Genomic DNA, 23,830 nt, shown 5'->3' with positions numbered 1-23,830 from the left:
TATGAGCGGAATGCCGCTTCTGACGCTGACCACGTTCCTGCCGCTGGCGGGTGCCCTGTTCATCCTGCTGATCCGGGCGCAAGACGAGGCCGCGATTCTCAACATCCGGCGCGTGGCGCTGATCACAACGGTTGCCACCTTCCTGGTGTCGATCGGCATCTGGACTGGCTTCGACCCCAAGAACCCCGGTTTTCAGCTCACTGAGACGGCTGGCTGGTCGGGTGGCTTCTTCGCCTATCGCATGGGCATTGACGGCATCTCGATCCTGTTCGTGCTGCTGACCACGTTCCTTATGCCCTTCTGCATCCTGGCGAGCTGGGAGTCGGTTCAGGTTCGCGTCAAGGAATACATGATCGCTTTCCTGGTGCTCGAAACGCTGATGATAGGCGTGTTCTGCGCCACCGACCTGGTACTGTTCTACGTGTTCTTCGAAGGCGGCCTGATCCCGATGTTCCTGATCATCGGCATCTGGGGCGGACAGCGTCGCGTCTACGCCTCCTACAAGTTCTTTCTCTATACGCTGGCCGGCTCGGTTCTGATGATGCTGGCGATCATGGCGATGTACTGGCAGAGCGGCACGACCGACATCACCGAGCTGGTCAACCATCCGTTCCCCGCCACCATGCAGTGGTGGCTGTGGTTTGCCTTCTTCGCATCCTTCGCCGTGAAGATGCCGATGTGGCCGGTGCACACATGGTTGCCGGACGCTCACGTCGAGGCGCCGACCGCCGGCTCGGTGCTGCTTGCCGCCATCCTGTTGAAGATGGGCGGCTATGGTTTCCTGCGGTTCTCGTTGCCAATGTTCCCGCTGGCATCAGTCGATCTTGCCCCCTTCATCTTCACGCTCTCCGTGGTCGCCATCGTCTACACCTCGCTGGTGGCGCTGGTGCAGGAGGACATGAAGAAGCTGATCGCCTATTCGTCGGTCGCCCACATGGGCTACGTGACCATGGGTATCTTTACGCTGAACATGCAGGGTCTGCAGGGCGCGGTATTCCAGATGTTCAGCCATGGCTTGGTGTCGGGTGCGCTGTTCCTGTGTGTCGGTGTGGTCTATGACCGCCTGCACACCCGCGAGATCTCGGCTTACGGTGGCCTCGTCAACCGCATGCCGGTCTATGCGACGGTGTTCATGGTGATGACGATGGCCAATGTCGGCCTGCCTGGGACGTCGGGCTTCATCGGTGAGTTTCTGACCTTGTCGGCCGCCTTCCAGGTCAACACCTGGGTGGCCGCCTTCGCTTCGCTGGGCGTTATCCTGTCGGCGGCCTATGCCCTCTGGCTGTTCCGTCGTGTCGTCTGGGGCGCGCTCACCAAGGCGAACCTCAAGGCGATGCTGGACCTCAGCCCGCGCGAGATTGCCATCCTGGCGCCGCTTGTCGTGTTGGTGATCCTGTTCGGCGTCTACCCGTTGCCGGTGCTCGACGCCACAGCCGCCTCGCTCGAGGCGCTTCTCCGCTCCGTTCACGCGGCGATCGACGCCGCTGGCCAGACCGCATCGGTCGGGCCGCTGCCGCTGATCCGCTGAGGGCACAGACCATGACCGTACTTCCCGACTTCGCCCTCGCCGGACCGGAACTTCTGCTGGCCGTGGGTGCCCTTCTTCTCCTTATGCTCGGCGCTTACGGCGGCGAGCGGCGGACCGGGCTCGTCTTCGGTCTATCGGCGCTGCTGCTCGTGGCAGCCGCCGTGGCGGTCATCGTCGGCCGCGACGGCTCTACCTTCGGTGGCTCCTTCGTGGTCGATGGGTTTGGCCGCTTCCTGAAAGTGCTGGTGCTGATTGGTTCGGCGCTGGCGGTGGTCATGACCCAGCGCTTTGCGGTCGCCGAGAAATTCTTCCACTTCGAGCTGCCTGTGCTGATCGTGCTGGCAACCATTGGCATGCTGCTGATGATCTCGGCGGGTGACCTCATCGCCGTCTACCTCGGTCTCGAGCTGCAGTCTCTGGCGCTTTACGTCGTTGCCGCCTTCCATCGTGACAACGGTCGCTCGACCGAGGCCGGCCTCAAGTATTTCGTGCTTGGTGCACTGTCGTCGGGCATGCTGCTTTACGGCGCCTCGTTGATCTACGGCTTTACCGGCCACGTCGATTTTGGCGGCATTGCCGCTGCCGCCGCCACCAGCGGCGGTCACGCCTCGCTTGGCCTGACCTTCGGCATCGTCTTCGTCGCTGCCGGCATTGCCTTCAAGGTGTCGGCCGTGCCGTTCCACATGTGGACGCCCGACGTTTATGAGGGCGCGCCGACGCCAGTCACCGCCTTCTTCGCCGCCGCGCCGAAAATTGCCGCCATGGCTTTGTTCGTCCGCGTCTTGATGGAGGCGCTGGGGCCGGTCAAAGCCGAGTGGCAACAGATCGTCGCCTTCATGTCGCTGGCCTCGATGATTCTCGGCGCGTTCGCGGCCATCGGCCAACGCAACATCAAGCGGCTGATGGCCTATTCGTCGATCGGCCATATGGGATTTGCACTGGTCGGCCTCGCCGCTGGTTCCGAAGCCGGTATCTATGGTGTCCTGATCTATCTCGCCACCTATCTCGCCATGACGGCCGGCGCCTTCGCCGTGATCCTGTCCATGCGCCGCGATGGCGTAATGATCGAGGACATCGACAGTCTTGCCGGCCTGTCGCGCACCAACCCCATCGTGGCTTACTTGCTCGGGATCATCATGTTCTCGCTGGCCGGCATTCCGCCGTTTGCGGGGTTCTTCGGCAAATACTTCGTCTTCGCCGCCGCTATCAATGCCGGGCTCTATTGGCTCGCAGTGATCGGCATCCTGAGTTCGGTGGTGGGTGCCTACTACTATCTCCGCATCGTCAAGATCATGTTCCTGGACGAGCCGAAGGGAGCCTTCGAGCCGATGGGCGGCGAGCTGAAAGTGGTGCTGGGCATCGCTGGCCTATTCGTTGCCGCCTTCGCATTGGTGTTGGGGCCGCTGGGTGACGCGGCACTGGCCGCCGCGCACACGCTATTCTGAGGCGTCCGGAACAATGACTGATGGTCCGGGACTTGTTTGTCCCGCTGGCTATACGGCCGTTCATCTCGACGCGGTCGGCTCGACCAACGCCGAAGCGTTTGAGCGGGCCAGGCAAGGCGCGGAATCGGGGCTCTGGGTTGTCGCCCGTTGCCAGACGGCGGGGCGCGGCCGGCGTGGGCGGATTTGGACATCCGAGCCAGGCAATCTCTATTCCTCGCTGATGCTGCGCGATCCCATCGAGGAGGCACGGCTCGGCGAAATGCCGCTTGTGGTGGCGCTTGCCGTCCATGATGCGGTCGCAGCGGCATTGCCGCCTTTCGCACGGGCCGACCTCGCCATCAAATGGCCAAACGACATTCTCTACGCCGGAGCCAAACTCTGCGGCATCCTGATTGAGGCAACGACCACACGTGAGGGCAGGGTGGTGGTCGCCGGCATTGGCGTCAACTGCGTCCATCACCCCGACGTCGCGCTCTATAGCGCTACCGATCTCGCCGAGATCGGTTATCCCACCGAGCCCGAGGCAATGTTCGGCCTTCTCGCCATGGCGATGGCGAACCGGCTATCCGAATGGCGGAGGGGCGACTTCTCCGACCTGCGAGAGGCCTGGCTCGGTCGCGCCCGTGGCATTGGCGAGGCCATCACCGTCCGCCTCCCTATGCGTGAACTCACCGGCATCTTCTCAGGTCTTGATGGCGAGGGGCGGCTTCTGCTTCGCCATGACGGCGGGTTGGAGGCAATCTCCGCCGGCGACGTGTTCTTCGGCCGATCCTAAGGCCTTTTGCTGGCCCCACATACGATTCCGGTGCTGTGCAGGCTCTTTCCGAGAGTTTTCTTGACGTAGCTGCCTTTCGCGTCCACCTAGAGCCAACAGACAAAAGAATGAACGCACGTCGGCAGGGGTCGGCGAACTGGAGATACTCTGTGACGAAAAAGAAGAGCGGGGCCGACGAGCTCATTTTCCTGCCGCTCGGCGGCGTTGGCGAAATCGGCATGAATCTCGCCCTCTATGGCCTCGGTCCCGAGGCCGACCGCAAGTGGTTGATGGTTGACTGCGGCATATCGTTTGCCGGCCCGGACCTGCCGGGCGTCGACCTGTTGCTGCCTGATATCTCCTTCATCGAGGCTTATAAGGATGACCTCGTCGGTATTCTGATCACTCACGCCCACGAAGACCACTACGGAGCCATCTACGACCTCTGGCCAAGGCTCGGTGCGCCGGTCTACATGACGCCGTTCGCCGCCGCCCTTCACGCCGCAAAGCGCGAAATGGAGCCTGGCGCGCCGCGTGTGCCGACCAGCGTCGTCCAGCAGGGGCAGCGCTTTTCCATCGGTCCGTTCGACCTCGAACTAATCGCCATGTCGCATTCGTTGCCCGAGCCAACAGCGGTGCTGATCCGCACATCCATGGGCAATGTGCTGCACACCGGCGACTGGAAGATCGATCATGATCCGCGCGTTGGTCGGCCGATCGACATGAAACGCCTCGCCGAGATTGGTGTCGAGGGCGTCGACGCGATGATCTGCGACTCCACGAACGCGGTTCGTGCCGGGCGCAGTCCTTCCGAGGGCGAGGTTGCCCACGGCCTTGCCGAGGTTGTCGCCAGGGCAAAGAGGCGCGTTGCTGTCACCATATTTGCCTCTAATCTCGGCCGGATCCGTTCGATCGCCGAAGCGGCCGCCAAGAATGATCGCGAGGTCGTCGTGGTCGGCCGGGCCATCAGGCGCGTACTCGACGTTGCCGGCGAACTCGGCATGCTCGAGGGACTGCCGCCGTTCCGCGATGAAGAGTCCTATGGTTATCTGCCGGCCGACAAGGTGCTAGCCATCGTCACCGGTAGCCAGGGTGAGGCGCGCGCCGCGTTGGCAAAAATCGCTGCCGGCGATCACCGCAATATCACGCTCAATCGCGATGACATGGTGATCTTCTCCTCGCGCACCATCCCCGGTAACGAGAGGGCCGTCGGCGCCATCAAGAACAAGCTTGTCGAGCAAGGGGTCGAGATCGTTTCCGACAGTGATGCGCTGGTTCATACCTCGGGCCATCCGCGGCGCGATGAAATGATGGAGCTTTACCATCTCGTCAAACCGAAGGTGGCGGTTCCTGTGCATGGCGAGGCCATCCATCTGGCTGCCCATGAGAGGCTGGCGCGCGAAGCTGGCGTGCCGCGCGTGGCGCGCACGCGAAATGGCGAGATGTTGCGCCTTCTGCCCGGGGACGAACCGAAGGCGATCGGCCATGTACCCTTCGGCATCCTCGTCAAGGATGGCAACCTCGTCCGCGATCCCGATGGGTCGGGTGTGGTCGAACGCCGCAAGATGAGTTTTGCGGGCGTGGTGGTCTGCACGCTTCTGATGAACGGACGCGGCGACATTCTTGGTGAATACGGCCTCAACTGCTTCGGTCTGCCCGAGGTCGACAACAAGGGGGCGGATTTCGAAGATGTGCTGGCAGCGGCTGTCGATGGTTGCCTGCTGTCCATCCCCAAGAACCGCCGCAAGGACGAAGATATGGTCGCCGAAGCGGTACGCCGCTCGATCCGTGCCGCCGCCAACGAGCGCTGGGGCAAGAAACCCATCACCGAGGTGACAGTGCTGAGAGTGGATTGACCGTCAGGCCGATGCGCCGCCGCTGAGGCTCTCATCGTGACGGACACAAACACCCGGCCAACAGCGCGAAAAATTGTCAGATTGCTATAAATCGTCAGGATCCCGGCAATCTGTTGTTAGGCGAACCAACGATATCCTATGGTCCAGGAGGGGCCATGGGCATTCGTCGTTTTCTAGCGAACCGAGACGGCAACGTCGCGATCATCTTCCTCGGGTGTCTCGTACCCCTTTTGATCAGTATCGGGGCAGCGGTGGATTATGCGCGGTTGGCGGATGCGCGCGAACTGATGCAACACTCGCTCGACGCTACGGTGCTGGCCCTGTCATCGGAGGCGCCCAAGCTGACTTCTACCCAGCTCAATGCGCGGGCGGTGCAGCTCTTCAACGTCAACTTCCCATCGGGGAAAGCGGATAACGTAAGCGTATCCGCTACCTTCACCCAAACCAACGGAGCCGTCATCGCTGCTTCCGCGAGCGGAACGGTTCCCATGACCTTTTTGAATCTCGCTGGTATCGCCTCGGAGACTCTGTCCGTCACATCCAAGTCGGCTTGGTCGTCAAAGCGATTGCGCGTAGCTCTCGCTCTCGACAATACGGGGTCCATGGCTTACTCGGGCAAGATGTCGGCTCTCAAAACAGCCACCAACAACCTGCTTGCCCAGCTACAGTCGCAGTCAACGACCAGTGGCGACATTTATGTATCCATCATTCCGTTCAATCGTGATGTCAACATTGGCGCATCTAACAAGGATGCGACTTGGCTTTACTGGGATGGGACTTGCATTAATTATAGCTCAAGTTCTTGTAATTATGGAGACAAGCTATATCCATATGGTACAGACAAATCGAAGTGGAATGGATGCATTACAGACCGAAATAAGGATCTGGACATTTCGGTATCTGTTCCGGACGTTAATAATTATAAGACAAAATTTTATGTCGATCAGTATGGTAGCTGCCTTTCCACGCTGACACCAATGACAAATAACTGGACAACGTTGAACTCCGCAGTGACTGCCATGACTTCAAACGGGTCAACCAATCAAACAATTGGTTTGGTCTGGGCTTGGCAATCACTACAATTGACTTCGCCGATCGCTGCTCCGGCCAAGGACTCTAACTACGAGTACCAGGATGCGATTATCCTGCTATCGGATGGCGACAATACTGAGAACCGGTTTGGAGGCAACGGCAGCGCCAGTTCGTCTGCAGTCGACGATCGGATGTCGAAGGTCTGCACGGCTGCCAAGGCAGCGGGTGTAACCATCTACACCGTTCTGGTTATCTCTGGGAATGCATCCGTGCTGAAATCCTGTGCCAGTTCCAGCGACGACTATTTCAACGCCTCCACTGCCAACGACATCATCACGGCCTTCGGTGCCATTGGTGACAAGCTCTCGGCACTTCGCATCGCCCAATAAGGTGGACCCATGAGTGGCCGAGGATCGGCACGAGCTCATAATTCACGAAATAACGTATCACAGTGCCATCCCCACGGGCCGGTGGCGCCGAGGATGGTGCGGCTGGCCTTCTCAACGTGAAGACCACATTGCGGGGCAGCGGCGTGACCGGTCGCCGCGGGCGAATCCTCCCGTCGAAAACGATGAACAGGATGCCCAAAAACGCCGGAGCCTGGGTGCTAAATCGGTGATCGTCGTTGCATCCTGCTTCTAGCGATGGCTATGGGGTGGAGGGAAGGCGCGAAATGGGATAACAGCTCATCGCACGATTCAGGTGGTGAGCGTGTATGCCGCCGCCTTTTCTTGCTGTGTCCCTAGAGAGGCTTAGGCGCGTTGGATTATCGGAAAGCCAGAACGCAAGCAGCCTTTTGGCTCGAATACGCGGGATTGCGCGCGGCGGTTGCTTTGCTACATCTCCTCGGCGTCGACTTCGCGTCGGCGTTCATGGGGCGGCTCTGGCGATGGTTTGCGCGCTTCAATCCTCGCCATCTTCGGGCGGAACGGAATCTTGCCTTTGCCCTGCCGGAATTGACAGCGGTCGAGCGGAATTCGATACTTTCGGAAATGTGGGAAAACCTTGGCCGTACGTTTGCCGAGGCACTTCTCCTGCCGGAAATCGTCGATAAACCCGAACGCGTCGTCGTGAATGACAAGTTCACTGCCGATATTCGCGCTCTTGGAGCCAGAGGTGCAGTGTTCTGCTCGCTGCACCAGGGCAACTGGGAGTTACTGGCGATTGGCTGCGCGGCCGTCGGAAAGCCGGTCGCTGGTGTTTACCGTTCGCTCAAGAACCCGCTTGCAGAAAGATATTTTCGGTCGCGGCGGGAGACGGCCTACCCAGCGGGGCTGGTCGCTGCCGGTGCAACGTCGGTGTTGCGCCTCCGCTCCATTGCCCGTGGAGGCGCAGCCATCGCCATGATGGCTGATCTTCCGGATGGTACGGGCGTCCGTGCTTCGTTTTTCGGCGGTCCCTCGTCTCTTTCGAAACTGCCCGTGACATTGGCCCGCCATCTCGGCCTTCCGTTGGTGGTGGCACGTTGTCGCCGGACGGAAGGAGTTCATTTCTGCATTGATGGCCAAAGGATAGATCTGTCTCGCACCGACGACCCCGATGCCGACGTGGCCGAGGGAACACTCACGTTGCATGCAATATTCGAGGATTGGATTCGCGACGAACCGGGCCAATGGATGTGGGCAACGCGCAAATGGTCGGAAGCCGTTCTCCGGGGTGAAGCCCGAAGGTAATACCCGTTCACCTCGCATTCATGTCAAATCTTTGAATTGACAAGCTTTTGCCTCCTTTCTTCTGATTGATGCCCCATTGGCTGGGCAAACTCCGGAACCGAAGGCCGCTGCTGCCGGTTTCTATACCGGACTTCGCCCGAAGCACGGCGGCCGTTAGGTGCTACCGATTCTGACCGCTGTCGTCTCGGGATGCACAAGGGAAGGCTGGAGGATTTTATGAAGCGACTTAGAAAGCTGTTGCTGGCTTGCGCGATCGTACCGTTGTCGCAGATCGCCTTACAAGCCGCGGCCCAAGCCGAAGAGGGCGGCTTTGTTCTAGCCCAGGCCGGCCCGCCGGCTTGCCAGCCCGGCGATGCCAGCTGCGTGCCGCCTGAGAAGGTGGCGCCGCCGCAGGAAAAAAAGCCAGAGGCACAGCCCGAGCCTGCTGCTCCCAAGCAAGAGATGGAGCCGCCTCGCCCCGCGCCTCAACCCGAGGTCCGTCCCGAGGCACCTCGTCCTGAGGCCCAGCCCGAGCCATCTGCTCCCAAGCAGGACGCGAAGCCACCGCGCCCTGAGCCTCAGCCTGAGGTGCGTCCCGAGGCGCCGGCACCTCGTCCTGAGGCCCAGCCCGAGCCATCTGCCCCCAAGCAGGACGCGAAGCCACCGCGCCCTGAGCCTCAGCCTGAGGTCCGTCCCGAGGCGCCGGCTCCTCGTCCGGAGGCTCAGCCCGAGCCCTCTGCTCCCAAGCAAGAGGCAAAGCCTGAAAGTCCCGCGCCTCAACCTGAGGTCCGCCCCGAGGCCCAACCTGATGCTCCGAAGCTCGAATCGGGGCCCAAAGCGCCTGGCGCCGAGCCCAAGGCACGCCCTGAACGCCCCGCGGCGAAGCCGGATGCACGTCCTGACCGCCCCGCGCCGCCGGATGAAACAGCAGCTCCGAAACCCGAGTCGAAGCCAGTAGCCCCCGCTCCTGAGCCGACAGCAGAGCCTAAGCCCCCGATTCCTGCACCGATAGGCGCACCTGATAAAGGCGCTCCTCAACCGCCTGCGCCCGACGCTGCTGCGCCAGGGACACCGCCTCCGCCACCGGTTCAGCCCGGCGATCAGCCGCCGCCCCCGCCGGACGCGGCTGAAAAGCACGCACCTTCCGCGGCGCTTATCGAGAAGGTCGGGAACCCCGGTGCCGCCGCCGCGGAAGCCATGGGTCAGAGTGTTGGCCAGAAAGCTGGGAACATCCGAGACATCCAGCGCGACCGCCGGGTGATCAGCGACGACAACGGTGTTCGCGTGACGGTGGAACCGGGTGGCCGCGTCATCGTCCAAAGTGGCGAAGAGGCAGTCATCCGCCATGACGATCGCGGTCGTTTCGATCGCGGTGGTCGCGATTATAGCGAGCGCCCGACCCGCGATGGTGGCCGCGAGGTGACTGTCGTCACTCGCGATGGCGGCGAGGTACGGACCATCTACGATGAAAACGGCATGATGATCCGACGCGAACGGCAGGATCGCGATGGCGGCGTCTACGTCCTGTTCGACAACCGAAGCTTTGGCCCAGGCCCGGTGGACGAGCCGGCGTGGCAGCCCGTCGTTCGCTTGCCGCCTCCGCCGGCTTACGACGTACCGCGCGATCGCTATCGTGTAGAAATGCGGTCTGCCCCGCCGCTTTATGTTGAGCAGGCCCTCACTGCGCCGCCTCTCGTCGAGGTACAGCCGGAATACACGCTTGATCAGGTCATCTATAGTCCCGACCTGCGCGAGCGGGTCAGATCCGTCGACCTCGACAGTATCACTTTCCCAAGCGGCGCTTGGGTGGTGGAACAGAATCAGGTTCCCAACCTTGAGGCTGTTGCGCGTGGTATCGACGCGGCTCTGCGTAGCAATGCCAACGAGGTTTTCCTTGTTGAGGGCTATACGGATGCCGTCGGCTCGGTGGTGGATAATCTGTCGTTGTCCGATCGTCGTGCCGAAGCGGTCGCCAATGTATTGACCGATCACTATGGCATTCCGCCCGAGAACCTTGTCACGCAGGGGTACGGCGAGAGCTATCTGAAGATCCAGACCGAGGGCCCGGAACGCGCCAATCGCCGTGTGATGGTGCGTCGCATCACGCCGCTGCTCTCCACCAAGGGTCAGCAGTGAGGCAATTGCCCCGCCGCGTCTTTGTCCGCTAAAAGAGAGCCCCGTCCACGTTGGACGGGGCTTTCGCATATGGCCGAAGGTTCCTTTACTCGGAATCGTGCTTTGCCACATCGCTTCGTCGCAGTCCTAGGCAACCATCCCCGTCGCTTGACGGTCGCCGCCGTCGTTGTGATGGCCGCGCTCGGCTGGCTATGGCTGGCCGTCGCCGTTTTAGACGGTGAGATGTCCAAGGCGCTTATGCCGGCAATGGGGGAGAACCTCAGCTTTGGTGGCGTCATGCTGATGTTCGCCATGTGGGTGGCCATGGTGTTCGCCATGATGCTGCCAACGGCGGCTCCCACCTTTCGCGCTTATGCCGATAACGTGGGGATTGGCGCCGTTGCGCTGATCACTGGCTACACGACGGTCTGGCTGGTGATTTCTCTGTTGGCAACAGCCGTTCAGGTCTGGCTCATTCGTGTCGGCGCGCTGGCCCCGCACATGGCGCCCGCCGGCGTGGCATTGTCGGCCTCTATCCTGATCGCCGCCGGCATTTACCAGTTCACCCCGTTGAAATGGGCCTGCCTTGTTCGCTGCCGCAACCCGCGCAGTGCCGACATTTACGATGGGGCAGGGGCGGCTTTTCGGATTGGCGTCGAGGAAGGGTTCGCCTGTCTTGGCTGCTGCTGGGCTATAATGGCGGTCATGTTTGCCGCTGGTTTGATGAATCTTACGGCCATGGCCCTGCTTGGCGTGCTAATGGGGCTGGAAAAGCTCGTTAGCGGCGTAAAAGTCACGTATTTCCTCGGGGTTTTGCTCATTCTTGCCGGTGTCATCTTGGCGAGCGGCCTTGTGATCGGGTAGATTGTCGCCAGATGTAACCATCCGGCAGGATCGGTGAGGTTTTGGGCGATGATTTTGTGGACTCCGTCGGACGACGCGTATCGTCCGTTCATGATGGCTCGCAGCCCGGCCGTCGGATCGGACGAGAGGAACGGCGCGCAATGACGGAACTGACGCTTGTGGGCAGACATCAGAATGCGTTGATCGCCCTTGCCGTGCATGCCTTTACGGCAAGCGGTATCGTTCTTGCCATGCTCGCGGCGTTTGCCGCCTACAATCTCGACTGGCCAGCCTTCTTCATGTGGCTTGGATTGGCGCTCGTCGTTGATGGCGTCGATGGGCCGATCGCCCGCAAGGTCTCCGTGGAAAGCCGTCTGCCGACCTTCTCCGGCGCCGCGCTCGACTTTGTGGTCGACTACGTCACTTACGTCTTTCTTCCGGCACTTGCCGTCGCGACGGCGGGATTCACATCGATTCCCGTAGCCTTGGCGCTTGCCGGCGTCATCGTCTTCACATCCGCGATGTATTACGGCGACACGCGCATGAAGATGAAAAACAACGCCTTCCGGGGCTTTCCGGTAGTATGGAATGGCGTTGTTTTCCTCTATTTCGTTTTTGATCTCAATCAGTTCGCCGTCATCGGCATCACGCTCGCGTTGTCGATCCTGACGTTTGCCCCGATTGCCTTCGTACACCCGGTGCGCGTCGAAAAGTGGCGGCCGGTGACGCTGGCCGTGACCCTTGCCTGGTTCCTTTTTGCCGGTGCGGCGCTCGCCTGGAAGCTCAATCCACCTCTCGGCGTCGAAATCGGTTTGGCACTCTCCACTACTTATCTGGCGTTCGTGGCGGCGATACAGCAGCTCATCGAGAAATTCTTCGGTGTAAAAGCCGCCTGACTTCTTGAAAAGCTGACGGCGCTCTCCAGATAAGGTCCTGTTCTGACGGCCATATCTGGGGAATGACCGCTTCCATGCTCGATCTTCTTTTTAATGCCAACGCCTGGGCAAGTCTTCTCACCTTGACGGTGATGGAGATCGTCCTTGGCATCGATAATCTCGTCTTCATTTCGGTGCTCACCAGCCGTCTGCCGACCGACGCCGCACGCAAGGCCCGCGCACTCGGCCTTTCCATGGCACTGGTCTTTCGTATCCTGCTGCTGATTACCCTGTCGTGGTTGATCGGCCTTACGGCGCCGGTGTTCTCTTTATTCGGACATGGCTTCTCCTGGCGAGACCTGATCCTGCTCGCTGGCGGCTTGTTCTTGCTCTACAAGGCAACGCACGAAATCCACGCTGGCATAGAGGGCGAGGAAGACGCCAGCGGCAACGTCGTGCACGCTGCCTTTGGCGCGACGGTCGCCCAAATCATCGCCATCGATATCGTCTTCTCGATCGATAGCATCATCACGGCGATCGGCATGGCCGAGCACGTGCCGGTGATGATCGTCGCCGTCGTCATCGCCATGATCATCATGTTCATTGCGTCCGAGCCGATCTCAAAGTTCATTCACAACCATCCCACCACCAAGATGCTGGCGCTGTCATTTTTGCTGTTGATCGGTGTTTCGCTGGTGGCAGATGGCGTCGGGTTCCACGTGCCGCGTGCCTACATCTACTTTGCCATGGCCTTTTCGGCTGGTGTCGAGATGGTCAACATCCTGGCGAGTCGCAGGCGTCGCAAGGCCAAGGCTTGACGCCAAACTCGGCTGAACGATCAAAAGCCTTTTTTGGTCCAAGTGGGCGGTGGAGGAATCCTCCGCCCTTTTGTCGTGTGAAATCATAAGAGATGGTCCCGAAATTGTGACATTCGCACATGGTGTTTGTACGGATTTCGCTTGGGATCTAGATCGTTTCAGGCTACCCCTCTGTCAGGTGGCGCCTCGTCGGCGTTTTTCGACGTTCATGGGTCGCCTCGCTTCATCACGGGTACTGGGACCGATGAGCACCACCGATATCGCTAAACGGGTTCACGACCATAACTGGAAGCTCGACCCGATCGTCCGCAGTCTACTCGATACGGACATCTACAAGTTCCTGATGCAGCAGCTGATATGGAAGCGCTATCGCGATGTCGATGTCACTTTCTCGCTGATAAATCGGACAAGCAGCATCCGCCTGGCCGATGATATCGACGAGGGTGAACTCAGAGCCCAACTTGATTATGCTCGGTCGTTGAAGCTTGGCAAGAAAGAGTGGATCTGGCTCGCCGGTAATACGTTCTACGGTAAGCGACAGATCTTTGCGCCCGAGTATCTCGACTTCCTGCGCGATTTCCAACTCCCACCCTATAGGCTCAGCAAGGCTGACGGCCAGTATCAACTTGAGTTTCACGGGCCGTGGACGCACACGACCATGTGGGAAATTCCCGCCTTGGCCATCATCAACGAGTTGCGTTCGCGCTCCGTGATGAAGACCATGCGCCGTTTCGAGCTCGACGTGCTCTATGCTCGTGCCAAGGCCAAGCTGTGGAGCAAGGTTGAGCGGCTGCGCACCTTTCCCGACATTAAGATTGCCGACTTCGGGACCCGCCGCCGCCACTCGCACCTCTGGCAAGATTGGTGCGTCAACGCATTGAAGGAAGGGCTGGGTTCTGCGTTCATCGGTACCTCCAACGTGCTGATGGCCATGAAGAGCGATCTTGAAGCCATCGGCACCAACGCCCACGAATTGCCAATGGCCATGGCCGCGCTCGCCAATACCGAAGACGAAATGCGCCGCGCACCCTATCGCGTTCTGTGCGACTGGCAGGAACTCTACGACGGCAACCTGCTGGTCGTTCTACCGGACGCCTTCGGAACCGCCTCATTCCTGCGAGACGCGCCGGACTGGGTTGCCGACTGGAAGGGCTTCCGCCCCGATAGTGCCGATCCGGTGGACGGCGGCGAGGAGATCATTGCCTGGTGGAAGTCCAAGGGACAGGACCCGCGTGACAAGCTGATCGTCTTCTCCGATGGCCTCGATGTCGAGGAGATCGAGCGTGTCTACACGCACTTCCGCGGCCGGGTGCATATGAGCTTCGGCTGGGGAACTAACCTCACCAATGATTTCCATGATTGCGCACCGCAGCCCACCGACGACTTCGACGCGATATCGCTGGTTTGCAAGGTGACGCAGGTGGCCGGCCGGCCAGCGGTGAAACTCTCCGACAACCCGGAGAAAGCGACCGGCGATCCGGCCGAGATCGCCCGCTATCTGCGAGTCTTCGGCGAGGCGGGGCGTATTAAGCGGCCAGTGCTCGTTTGATCTCCAGGCCGAAAACGGCAACGCCGCCCGTTAGGGCGGCGTCTTTATAAGTCAGCTCTTGCTTGTTCAGGTCAAGCTTCGAAAGGCTTGGTGGCGAGCCACTTCTCCAACCAGTGGATGTCATAGGCGCCGTCGATGATATCGGCGTTCTTCAGCATGTTGTTGAAGAGCGGTATCGTCGAGTCGATACCGTCGACCACGAACTCGTCCAGGCACCGGCGCAGGCGCATCAGGCACTCGACGCGGTTTCGGCCATGAACGATCAGCTTGCCGATCATGCTGTCGTAGTAGGGCGGGATCGTATAGCCCTGATAGACACCGCTATCGACGCGGACCCCCAGGCCTCCCGGCGGATGCCAATACGTGATCTTGCCGGGCGATGGCGCGAAGGTGGCGGCGTTCTCGGCGTTGATGCGGCACTCGATGGCATGGCCGTTGAAGTGAACGTCCGACTGGCGGAAGCTCAGTGCCTGACCGGAAGCCACCTTGATCTGCTCGTTGACGAGGTCGATGCCGGTGATCATCTCGGTGACCGGGTGCTCGACCTGCAAACGGGTGTTCATCTCAATGAAATAGAACTCGCCGTTCTCATAGAGGAACTCGATGGTGCCGGCGCCCGAATAATTGAGTTCCGCCATGGCGTTGGCGACGATCTTGCCGATCCTGGCACGCTCGTCATCATTGAGGGCCGGCGAGCGGGCCTCTTCCATGACCTTCTGATGGCGACGCTGAAGGGAACAGTCTCGTTCGCCGAGATGTACGGCGTTGCCCTGGCCGTCGCCGAGCACCTGCAACTCGATGTGGCGCGGCTTCAGGAGATATTTCTCAATATAGACGGCGTCGTCACCGAAGGCGTTCTTCGCTTCCGTCTTGGCGGCCGACATGGCGGACGGCAACTCCGCCTCGTTCATGGCAACGCGCATGCCACGGCCGCCGCCACCCGCCGACGCCTTGACCAGCACCGGATAACCGACTTCGGCGGCAACCTTGAGCGCGTCTTCCTCGGATTCCACAGCGCCGTCCGAGCCGGGCACCACAGGAATACCAAGTCGCCTGGCGGTCGCCTTGGCCTCGATCTTGTCGCCCATGATACGGATATGGTCGGCAGACGGCCCGATGAAGGTGATGTTATGGGCGGCTAGAATGTCGGCGAAGCGGGCATTCTCGCTGAGGAAGCCATAGCCCGGATGCACTGCTTCGGCGCCAGTGATTTCACAGGCGGCGACGATGTTGGGAATATTGAGGTAGCTGTCGCGCACCGGTGCCGGACCAATGCACACGCTCTCGTCGGCGAGGCGGACATGCATGGCGTTGGCGTCCGCCGTCGAATGGACGGCAACGGTACCGATGCCAAGCTCCTTGCAGGCGCGCAGCACCCGAAGGGCGATTTCGCCGCGGTTGGCGATGAGGATCTTTTCGAACATGGGGCTGGTCACTCGATGATCAGCAGCGGTTCGCCGAATTCGACCGGCTGGCCGTTCTCGACGAGCACCGCGGTAACACGACCGGCGCGAGGGGCCGGAATGTGGTTGAGGTGCTTCATGGCCTCGATGATCATCACCGTCTGGCCTTCTTTGACCATATCGCCCACTTCGACAAATGAGCGAGAGCCAGGCTCCGGCGCCAGATAGACGGTCCCGACCATGGGGGAGGGCACGGCACCAGGATTCACCGCCGGATCGACAGACTTGGCCGTTTCGGCGACAGGCGCCACTATGGGGGCGGGCGCGGCCATTGCCGGCGCGGCCCAGCCACCACCTTGGGTAATGGTTACCGGCGCCGCCGTCCGAGCCACGCGGATCTTCAGCTTTTCCTGCTCTACCTCGATCTCGGTGAGATTGGTCTCGTCGAGGATGTTGGCAAGCTGGCGGATCAGTTCGTAGTCAAAGGTCTGGGGCATCGGTTCTCACCGGATTGGGACGGCGGTCACCCTTTCAGGAGACCGGCGAGGGCTTCGAGCGCGAGTGTGTAGCCGAGGGGGCCAAGGCCGACGATCACTCCGGCCGCCACGGGCGACACGAAGGACCGATGCCGAAAACTCTCGCGGGCATGGACGTTTGAAATATGGACTTCGATCACGGGAACACCGGTTCCCTTGATCGCGTCGTGGAGGGCGATCGACGTGTGGGTATAGGCGCCGGGGTTCATCACCACGCCGGCTCCGCGCCGCCCGGCCTCCTGGATCCAGTCTACGAGTACGCCTTCATGGTTGGATTGGCGGAACTCGACGGCTGAAAATCCCAGTGCATCGGCCTTTTCGCGGCAGTTCGCCTCGATATCGGCAAGAGTGAGCGATCCGTAGATGCCCGGTTCTCGTGTTCCGAGAAGATTGAGGTTCGGTCCGTTGAGGATGAACACTTCAATGGGCAATCGGTCGGTTCCCTTTCAGGTCGGTGCAGAAGCTGCCGCAACCCTTACAGGGCAGCGACCGGCTTCCTTATAGGCATATGCCGCGCCGAAAAAAAGAGGCCGCGCCAATTCATCCCCGTCCGTGGGAACCCATCTTGTTCGCGGTTCCGACCAACGATCAGCAGGTCGTCTTGCCGCAAGCGCGCATCGCCTCAATCTTGCTATTGAGTTCGGAAAAGCCGACGGCTCCATAAACCAGTTCATCACCGATGATATAGGCGGGCGTGCCGTTGATATTGAGCTTGTGTGCAAGGTCGTAGGATTGGCTGATCGCCGCTGCCACTTCCGGCTTGGCAGCGGTTTCCTTCACCTTTGCCTCGTCGAGGCCGGCCTTGGCCGCCGCCGCGAGGGCACGGTCGCCATCGGCTTGGCCACGGGAGCCCAGCAAGTCGAAGTGGAAAGCCTCATAGGCCTTGGGGTCAAGGATATTAACGGCGGCTGCTACCTTTGCCGCCTCGACGGATCCTTCGCTCAGGATGGGAAACTCCTTGAGGATGATCTTGACGTCTTTCTCCTTGTCGAGAATGGCGCGGGTATCGGAAAGGGCTTTTTTGCAATAGCCGCAGTTGTAGTCGAAGAACTCGACCAGCGCGATCTTGGCGTTGGGATCTCCGAGGACTGCCTGGTAGGGCGAGGAGAAGATGGCCTCTCGGTTCGCCTGGATGGCATCGGTCCGTCCCTGCTCCTCGGCCATCTTGTTGCGGGCGTCGAGCGCTTGCAACGCGTCGGCAATCACCTCCGGATGGTCCATCAGGTATGCCTTGACGACATCGCCGATCGCCGCCTTCTGGCTGGCGGTGAAATCCTCGGCGTAGGCGGTGGATGGCAGGAGCGTCGCGGCGACAAGCGTCGCCATCAGGAATTTTCGGCAATGGGCAAACATGCGGCTGCTCCTTGTCCCTGTCGGGAGATGTCGGGTCAATTCGGTCTCTTGTAGGTGATGATGTCGTCGGCGCGCAGCCAAGCCGGCGAACCTGCCTTGAGGCTTTCCTGGGCGCGAATGGCGTATTTCTTGGCGGTATCGATGTCGCCGGAGGCAAAGCTGCCCTGTGCCGATGCGAGGTCGGCCAAGGGGATATTATTTTTGCGAGCATAGGCGATGGCGAGCTGGCGATAACCGACCGGCTGGTCAGGATCGTCGCCGATCCCTTTGGTGAGGGCGGCGATGGCCTCGTCGGTCAGCTTTGCATCGCCGGTACCCACCAGCGCCTGCCCAAGCAAAACACGGATAAGGCCCGCGCTCGGTGCCAGTGCGACTGCTTTCCGGAGGGGAGGCAACGCATCCCTTGGATTTCCGGTTTCCAGCAGGATCTGCCCTTTGAGTTCCCAGAAATAGGGATTGTTCGGCGAGCGCTTGATCAAAGCGTCCATACGGGCCAAGGCGGATTTCGGATCGGAAAAGCGATAGGCGACGATGGCGCGGGCATAATCGGCCGCAAGGCTGGTGTCGGATGGCGGGTAGAGCCGCAGCACGCTCTGGCCATTGCGGGTGAAGGCCGCGAACTTGGCGCGGACGAGGTCATGACGCTCTTTGAGCGACGGGTCGTCGGGCTTGTCGAAGAATTTTGACTTGTGGGCCAGTTCGTCGATCATAGCGATACGGTCGGCGGCCATGGGGTGAGTTTGAACGTATGGGTCGACATGCGCGGACATGAACATCTGTTGCCCGGCGAAACGCTGGAATGTCTCCAGCATGCCCTTGGCGGACTGGCCCGTCTGGTCGAGATACTTCAGCGCCAGCTGGTCGGCGGTCGTTTCGTTTTCGCGGGCATACATCAGCAGACCACGCTGGCCGAACTGCATGCCACCGGTAGCGACCGCGCCGGCCGCCGCGCCACCACCTCCTGCCACGCCCGCCGCGACACCGCCTAGCAAGGCAATGGCCGTCAGGATCTGCATCCTGCGGATTTCGGACCGGAGCTGGGCGAGGTGATTGGCCGCGAGATGACCGATCTCGTGCGCCAGGACGCCGATCAGTTGATTGGGCGTCGTGGAATCGATGATGGCACCGGCATTGACGAAGATATGCCGACTGTCGGCGACGAATGCGTTGAAAGTATCGTCATTGACCAGCTTGACCTGAACGGTGGCCGCGCCGAGACCAGCTGCTTTCAACAGTGGTCGTGTGTAGTCGGCAATCAGGGCCTCCGCTTCGGCGTCGCGCAACAGGGAAATTCCGCGCCCGCGCTCGGCAGCGAACGACGGCATTGAAGACGAGACGACAATTGCCGCGGCCGTGATGACGGCAACGGAGGCGCGGTAGAAACTGATCATCGTGGCGCGATTCACCATCGGAAGTCTCGTCAGTGTGTCTTTGGCCTGATAAAGGGCAGAACGCAGGCTCGGTGCAATGGAAAAATCCCGAGCAGCAGCGCTTGGCGATAGACTGCCGGCCATCTCAGGCAAAATCGTGGAGGGGGACATGCTGGTTTCGCGGCGGAGTGATGTGGCGCCCTTCCTGGCCATGGACGTACTGTCGGATGCCAACCGTCTCGCGCGCGAAGGGCGGGATATTATTCATATGGAGCTTGGCGAACCCGGAGCGCCTGTGCCGACCGCCGTGCGCGTCGCCGCCGAGGCAGCCCTCTCTCGCGGCCGTATTGGCTATACCGAGGCATTGGGCATTCCGGAGTTGCGTGCCCGCATCGCCCGCCTCTACGCCGATCGCTATGGTGTCGACGTGCCGGCCGAGCGGGTTGCCGTCACCGGGGGCTCCTCCGGGGCCTTCAACTTGGCCTTCCTTGCCATGTTCGATGTTGGCGATCGCGTCGGTCTGCCGACGCCTGGTTATCCAGCCTATCGGAATATCTTGACTGCGCTCGGTCTTGAGGTGGTGGAAATTCCGACCACCGCCGAGGCGCGTTGGCAGGCCAGCGCTGCCGCCATAGAGATGGTGCACGCCGAACGACCGCTTGCCGGAATCATCGTAGCGAGCCCCAACAATCCTTCGGGAACCATGATGACGCGCGACGGCCTCAAATCGCTGGTCGCCGCCTGTCGCGATATGAAGATCGCCCTCGTCATGGACGAGATTTATCATGGGTTGGTTTATGACGGCGACGAGGTAACGGCGCTGGAGTTCTCCGACGACGTCGTGGTCGTCAACTCCTTCTCGAAATACTTCTGCATGACTGGTTGGCGCGTCGGCTGGATGGTGCTTCCGGAGCAATTGGTCCGGCCGGTCGAGCGTCTCGCTCAGAACCTCTTCATCTCGCCGTCAGAGCTGTCACAGCGTGCCGCCCTCGGTGCTTTCGCGGCGGGTGAAGAACTGGAAGCGGTGAAGGCCGGCTATTCTGCGAGCCGTCGACTGCTCCTGGAGCGTATGCCGCGGATCGGTCTCGATCGCTTTCTGCCAGTCGATGGCGCTTTCTATTTCTACGCCGACGTCAGCCGCCATACCAACGACAGTCTCGATTTCTGCCGCCGTATGCTGAATGAAGCGGGGGTAGCCGCAACACCCGGCCTCGACTTCGATACCGGGCGCGGCTCAACTTATGTGCGCTTTTCCTTCGCGGGACGCACGGACGCCATTGCCGAGGCCTGCGAGCGGCTCGGGGGCTGGTTGAGGTAGGAGACTTACGCCTTCACGTAGACCCAGGCTTCCGCTCCGGACCTCAGCGTCACCAATATGCGCTTGTAGTCGGCGACCTCGTAACCATCGGCGGCGATGAGCTCGTCTGGGGTCATTTCGAAGACGACGCCGGGCACTTCATCGTCCAGATTCCCACTTGGTGAGACGATCGGGTGATGCGTCTCTCCCGACTGCCGCAGAACGTCCGGGTCGGTGATCTCCACCATCGCTCGATGCCAGCCGACCATGGCGTCGGCCCGACCTTTCAGTTCCCGCCCGAAATTGGCGAGTTGCACCGACTTGAGCTGCAAGGTTCCGTAGGAAAACAAAAGCACGCTTTCCGCCATGACGAGCTCCTTCCTTTTTCTTGGCGCGATGCCCGATACAACAAGGCCGCCCAGGTTTACCGGGGCGGCCTCGATTGGTTTGCTTCGAACAATCCTCAGAAGAACGAACGGCGCTGCCACCAACCAGTCTTCTTCGGATGGTTGGACTCAGGTTCCGGTTCCGGCTCTGGTTCGGGTTGGCGGACCGGCTCGTTGGCTTCCACTGACTTTTCGACCAGTTCGGCAACGCTTTCGAGCGGCAGATGAACAGGCGACGTTGCCGGCACACTATCCTCAGGCACGTCTTCGGCCTGTTCGGCCTCTGCTGCGAGTGCTTCGACCGGTTCGTCGTCGGCCGCGCTGGGGCTTGCAATCGCGGCGGATGCATCATCCGTCACGGACTGTTGGTCGGTGACGACCACTTCGTCGGGGGCTGTCACCGCATCGGCGGAAACGGACTCGCCTTCCTGCGCCACGGCAGCCGACTCGGAGCCAGCATCCTCGTCAAGCTGATGCCGGCGGCGACCACCGCGACGGCCGCGTCGACGCGACCGACGACGCTGCTCGGCCTCGCTTTCGCCTTCAACACGCGGCTCACCATCTTCCTCATCGGTACCGTCTTCTTCGCCTTCCGTCGCCAACTGCTCGGTGCCTTCGGCGCCTTCGACGGCTGCGTCCTGGCCTTCACCGTTGGCAGCGGTCTCGCCACCTTCGATCCGCCGACGCCGACGCCGACGCCGCTTGCGGCGGCCATCTCCGTCCCCACCCCGTTCATCGCGTGAGGCTTGCGCCTTTTCCGGCTCGCTCTCCTCGCCTTCTTCGTCTTCCTCGTCCTCGATTTCCTCGTCAACTTCCTCGTCATAGGGCTGAACGCTCTCTGGCGTCAGCGTCGGCGCGGGCGGCGGCGGGGCGGGGTTGAGGATGATCTCACCGCGCTCAACGGCAAAGTGCTGAGCACCCAGATGCTCGTCGGCCGAGATGGTGATGGTCAGGCCGAAGCGCGCTTCGAGATCTGAAAGGTGCTTGCGCTTCTGGTTGAGGATGTAGAGCGCCACTGCCGATCGTGTACGCACGGTCAGATGGTGTGTCACGCCCTTGATCAACAGGTCTTCGAGTGACCGCAGAACGTGCAGCGCCACGCTCTCGGTGGAGCGGACGATGCCGGCGCCCAGGCAATGCGGGCAGAGCTCGGTGGAGCCCTCGAGCACGCCGGTGCGGATACGTTGGCGGCTCATCTCCATCAGGCCGAAGTGCGAGATGCGTCCCACCTGGATGCGAGCGCGATCGTTCTTCAGGCAATCCTTGAGCTTGCGCTCCACTGCCTTGTTGTTCTTGACCTCCTCCATGTCGATGAAGTCGATCACGATGAGGCCGGCAAGGTCGCGCAGGCGGAGTTGGCGGGCCACCTCTTCGGCGGCTTCGAGGTTGGTGGCGAGCGCGGTATCCTCGATATTGTGCTCGCGCGTCGAACGGCCGGAGTTGACGTCGATGGCGACGAGCGCTTCCGTCTGGTTGATGACCAGATAGCCACCCGACTTCAGCGTTACTTGCGGTGAGAACATCGCATCAAGCTGCGGTTCGACGCCGAACCGGCCGAAGATCGGAATCGGGTCGCGGTAGGGCTGGACGTTCTTGGCATGGCTCGGCATGAGCATGCGCATGAAGTCCTTGGCCTCGCGATAGGAATCGTCGCCGGCCACCAGGACCTCGTCGATGTCCTTGTTGTAGAGGTCGCGGATCGAACGCTTGACCAGCGAGCCTTCCTCATAGACGAGGCTTGGCGCGGAGGACCTGAGCGTCAGCTCGCGCACGTTCTCCCACAAACGCAGGAGATACTCGAAGTCGCGCTTGATCTCGGTCTTGGTGCGAGCGGCGCCGGCCGTCCGAAGGATGACGCCCATGCCTTCCGGCACGTCGAGTTCGTGAGCGATCTCCTTGAGACGCTTGCGATCCTGAACGTTGGTGATCTTGCGGGAAATGCCACCGCCCCGGCCGGAGTTGGGCATGAGCACCGAATAGCGGCCAGCCAGCGAGAGATAGGTGGTCAGCGCCGCGCCTTTGGTGCCGCGCTCTTCCTTGACGACCTGGACCAGCAGGACCTGCCGCCGCTTGATCACTTCCTGAATGCGATACTGGCGCGCCCGACGAACACGGCGCTCGGGCACTTCCTCAAGCGCATCTTCGGCACCGACGCTCTCGACGTGCTCTTCTTCGTCGTCGTTCGAGCGTTCCTCGCCATCGTCATTGATGGTCTCGACGCTCTGGTCGTCGTGGATGTCGATGACCCCACCATTCTCGGGCACCGGAACTTCATCGTCTCCGGATTCGATAATTGGCGTCGCCGCGATGTACGCGTCTTCATAAGCAGGCTGCGGCTCGCCGCCTTCGGCGGGCGCCTCGCTGACGGTTTCCACCGGCCTAGATGCCGCTTTGGCCGCCTGAGCACGAGCTTGCCGATCGCGGTGCATGCGAGCCCGGCGTTCGGTCTCCTCACGCTCCTCAGCCTCTTCGGCTTCGATCAGAGCCTGACGATCGGCCTGGGGAATCTGGTAGTAGTCGGGATGGATTTCGGAGAACGCAAGGAAGCCATGGCGGTTGCCGCCATACTCAACGAAGGCAGCCTGCAGCGACGGCTCGACGCGTGTCACCTTGGCGAGATAAATATTGCCTCTGAGTTGTTTCCTTGTCGCCGACTCGAAATCGAATTCCTCAACGCGGTGTCCACGCACCACTACCACCCGGGTCTCCTCCGGGTGGGTGGCATCGATCAGCATTTTGTTGGCCATAAAGACTGACTCCCGGCCGCATACGATCTCCACACCGCCGCGATCCCGATGGAAAACTCCGGAGAGCTCTCCCTGGGGGCGTCGCGCGCTGGAAGGATCGGCACTGGCCGTAGATAAGGGGGAAGGGAATGGGGAAGGGCGCCGGACCGACCAAGGCCACAAATCGGGAAAAGGCCGATGCTTGACGCCATCCTGCCTCTTCCAAGATCTGCTGTGGCCCCACGACTTTCACGTCCGGCACGTTCTTTCTTTTCAACACCGCCGTTCCTAA

General features: G+C 61.1%; 19 protein-coding genes. 12 read left to right on the top strand and 7 right to left on the bottom strand.

What is annotated here, in order from left to right:
• Position 1 precedes the first annotated feature (1 nt).
• From AB6N07_RS17710 to pncB, 11 genes are all read left to right on the top strand, one after another.
• On the top strand, positions 2 to 1,528 hold the full coding sequence (locus tag AB6N07_RS17710; protein WP_370674386.1) for an NADH-quinone oxidoreductase subunit M: 1,527 nt from the start codon (positions 2 to 4) through the stop codon (positions 1,526 to 1,528).
• A gap of 11 nt (positions 1,529 to 1,539) precedes the next feature.
• A complete protein-coding gene (nuoN, locus tag AB6N07_RS17705; protein WP_370674385.1) occupies positions 1,540 to 2,973 on the top strand; it encodes an NADH-quinone oxidoreductase subunit NuoN in 1,434 nt (477 codons plus the stop codon).
• Positions 2,974 to 2,986: 13 nt separating this feature from the next.
• A complete protein-coding gene (locus AB6N07_RS17700; protein WP_370674384.1) occupies positions 2,987 to 3,748 on the top strand; it encodes a biotin--[acetyl-CoA-carboxylase] ligase in 762 nt (253 codons plus the stop codon).
• Between the two features lie 149 nt (positions 3,749 to 3,897).
• Entirely contained in the window at positions 3,898 to 5,583 is a 1,686-nt protein-coding gene (locus tag AB6N07_RS17695; RefSeq protein WP_370674383.1) for a ribonuclease J, read from the top strand.
• Between the two features lie 155 nt (positions 5,584 to 5,738).
• The gene (locus AB6N07_RS17690) at positions 5,739 to 7,004 is read left to right on the top strand and encodes a TadE/TadG family type IV pilus assembly protein (RefSeq protein ID WP_370674382.1); all 1,266 of its coding nucleotides are present in this window, start codon (positions 5,739 to 5,741) and stop codon (positions 7,002 to 7,004) included.
• A 372-nt stretch (positions 7,005 to 7,376) separates the two neighbouring features.
• A complete protein-coding gene (locus tag AB6N07_RS17685; RefSeq protein WP_370674381.1) occupies positions 7,377 to 8,288 on the top strand; it encodes a lysophospholipid acyltransferase family protein in 912 nt (303 codons plus the stop codon).
• 1,176 nt (positions 8,289 to 9,464) lie between these two features.
• The gene (locus AB6N07_RS17680; RefSeq protein WP_370674380.1) at positions 9,465 to 10,403 is read left to right on the top strand and encodes an OmpA family protein; all 939 of its coding nucleotides are present in this window, start codon (positions 9,465 to 9,467) and stop codon (positions 10,401 to 10,403) included.
• A 102-nt stretch (positions 10,404 to 10,505) separates the two neighbouring features.
• Positions 10,506 to 11,246 (top strand): DUF2182 domain-containing protein, encoded by a 741-nt coding sequence (locus AB6N07_RS17675; protein ID WP_370674379.1) that lies wholly within the window; start codon positions 10,506 to 10,508, stop codon positions 11,244 to 11,246.
• A 140-nt stretch (positions 11,247 to 11,386) separates the two neighbouring features.
• Positions 11,387 to 12,121 (top strand): phosphatidylcholine/phosphatidylserine synthase, encoded by a 735-nt coding sequence (locus AB6N07_RS17670; RefSeq protein WP_370674378.1) that lies wholly within the window; start codon positions 11,387 to 11,389, stop codon positions 12,119 to 12,121.
• Positions 12,122 to 12,195: 74 nt separating this feature from the next.
• A complete protein-coding gene (locus AB6N07_RS17665; protein ID WP_370674377.1) occupies positions 12,196 to 12,918 on the top strand; it encodes a TerC family protein in 723 nt (240 codons plus the stop codon).
• A 244-nt stretch (positions 12,919 to 13,162) separates the two neighbouring features.
• Positions 13,163 to 14,467 (top strand): nicotinate phosphoribosyltransferase, encoded by a 1,305-nt coding sequence (gene pncB / locus AB6N07_RS17660; protein ID WP_370674376.1) that lies wholly within the window; start codon positions 13,163 to 13,165, stop codon positions 14,465 to 14,467.
• A gap of 71 nt (positions 14,468 to 14,538) precedes the next feature.
• Here the strand turns inward: pncB and accC are convergent, their stop codons facing one another.
• From accC to AB6N07_RS17635, 5 genes are all read right to left on the bottom strand, one after another.
• Complete coding sequence (gene accC / locus AB6N07_RS17655; RefSeq protein ID WP_370674375.1) at positions 14,539 to 15,891, bottom strand: acetyl-CoA carboxylase biotin carboxylase subunit; 1,353 nt, start codon at positions 15,889 to 15,891, stop codon at positions 14,539 to 14,541.
• Between the two features lie 8 nt (positions 15,892 to 15,899).
• Positions 15,900 to 16,367, bottom strand: a complete 468-nt coding sequence (accB, locus tag AB6N07_RS17650) for an acetyl-CoA carboxylase biotin carboxyl carrier protein (protein WP_370674374.1) — start codon at positions 16,365 to 16,367, stop codon at positions 15,900 to 15,902.
• Positions 16,368 to 16,393: 26 nt separating this feature from the next.
• On the bottom strand, positions 16,394 to 16,837 hold the full coding sequence (gene aroQ, locus AB6N07_RS17645; protein ID WP_370674373.1) for a type II 3-dehydroquinate dehydratase: 444 nt from the start codon (positions 16,835 to 16,837) through the stop codon (positions 16,394 to 16,396).
• 157 nt (positions 16,838 to 16,994) lie between these two features.
• Positions 16,995 to 17,759, bottom strand: a complete 765-nt coding sequence (locus tag AB6N07_RS17640; protein ID WP_370674372.1) for a DsbA family protein — start codon at positions 17,757 to 17,759, stop codon at positions 16,995 to 16,997.
• A gap of 35 nt (positions 17,760 to 17,794) precedes the next feature.
• The gene (locus tag AB6N07_RS17635) at positions 17,795 to 19,168 is read right to left on the bottom strand and encodes a M48 family metalloprotease (RefSeq protein WP_370674371.1); all 1,374 of its coding nucleotides are present in this window, start codon (positions 19,166 to 19,168) and stop codon (positions 17,795 to 17,797) included.
• A 130-nt stretch (positions 19,169 to 19,298) separates the two neighbouring features.
• On the opposite strand from AB6N07_RS17635, the gene AB6N07_RS17630 reads away from it, so the two are divergent.
• Complete coding sequence (locus tag AB6N07_RS17630) at positions 19,299 to 20,447, top strand: pyridoxal phosphate-dependent aminotransferase (RefSeq protein WP_370674370.1); 1,149 nt, start codon at positions 19,299 to 19,301, stop codon at positions 20,445 to 20,447.
• 5 nt (positions 20,448 to 20,452) lie between these two features.
• Here the strand turns inward: AB6N07_RS17630 and AB6N07_RS17625 are convergent, their stop codons facing one another.
• Together AB6N07_RS17625 and AB6N07_RS17620 are read right to left on the bottom strand one after the other, a co-directional pair.
• Positions 20,453 to 20,794 carry a gamma-glutamylcyclotransferase family protein gene (locus AB6N07_RS17625; protein ID WP_370674369.1) on the bottom strand — a complete coding sequence of 114 codons (342 nt, stop codon included), beginning with the start codon at positions 20,792 to 20,794 and terminating at the stop codon, positions 20,453 to 20,455.
• A gap of 95 nt (positions 20,795 to 20,889) precedes the next feature.
• The gene (locus AB6N07_RS17620) at positions 20,890 to 23,559 is read right to left on the bottom strand and encodes a ribonuclease E/G (protein ID WP_370674368.1); all 2,670 of its coding nucleotides are present in this window, start codon (positions 23,557 to 23,559) and stop codon (positions 20,890 to 20,892) included.
• Positions 23,560 to 23,830: the final 271 nt, after the last annotated feature.

The organism is Pleomorphomonas sp. PLEO (genome assembly GCF_041320595.1).
GTDB lineage: Bacteria > Pseudomonadota > Alphaproteobacteria > Rhizobiales > Pleomorphomonadaceae > Pleomorphomonas.
Note: the sequence above shows the minus strand (reverse complement) of the source record. Positions and strands in the feature narration are given on the sequence as shown.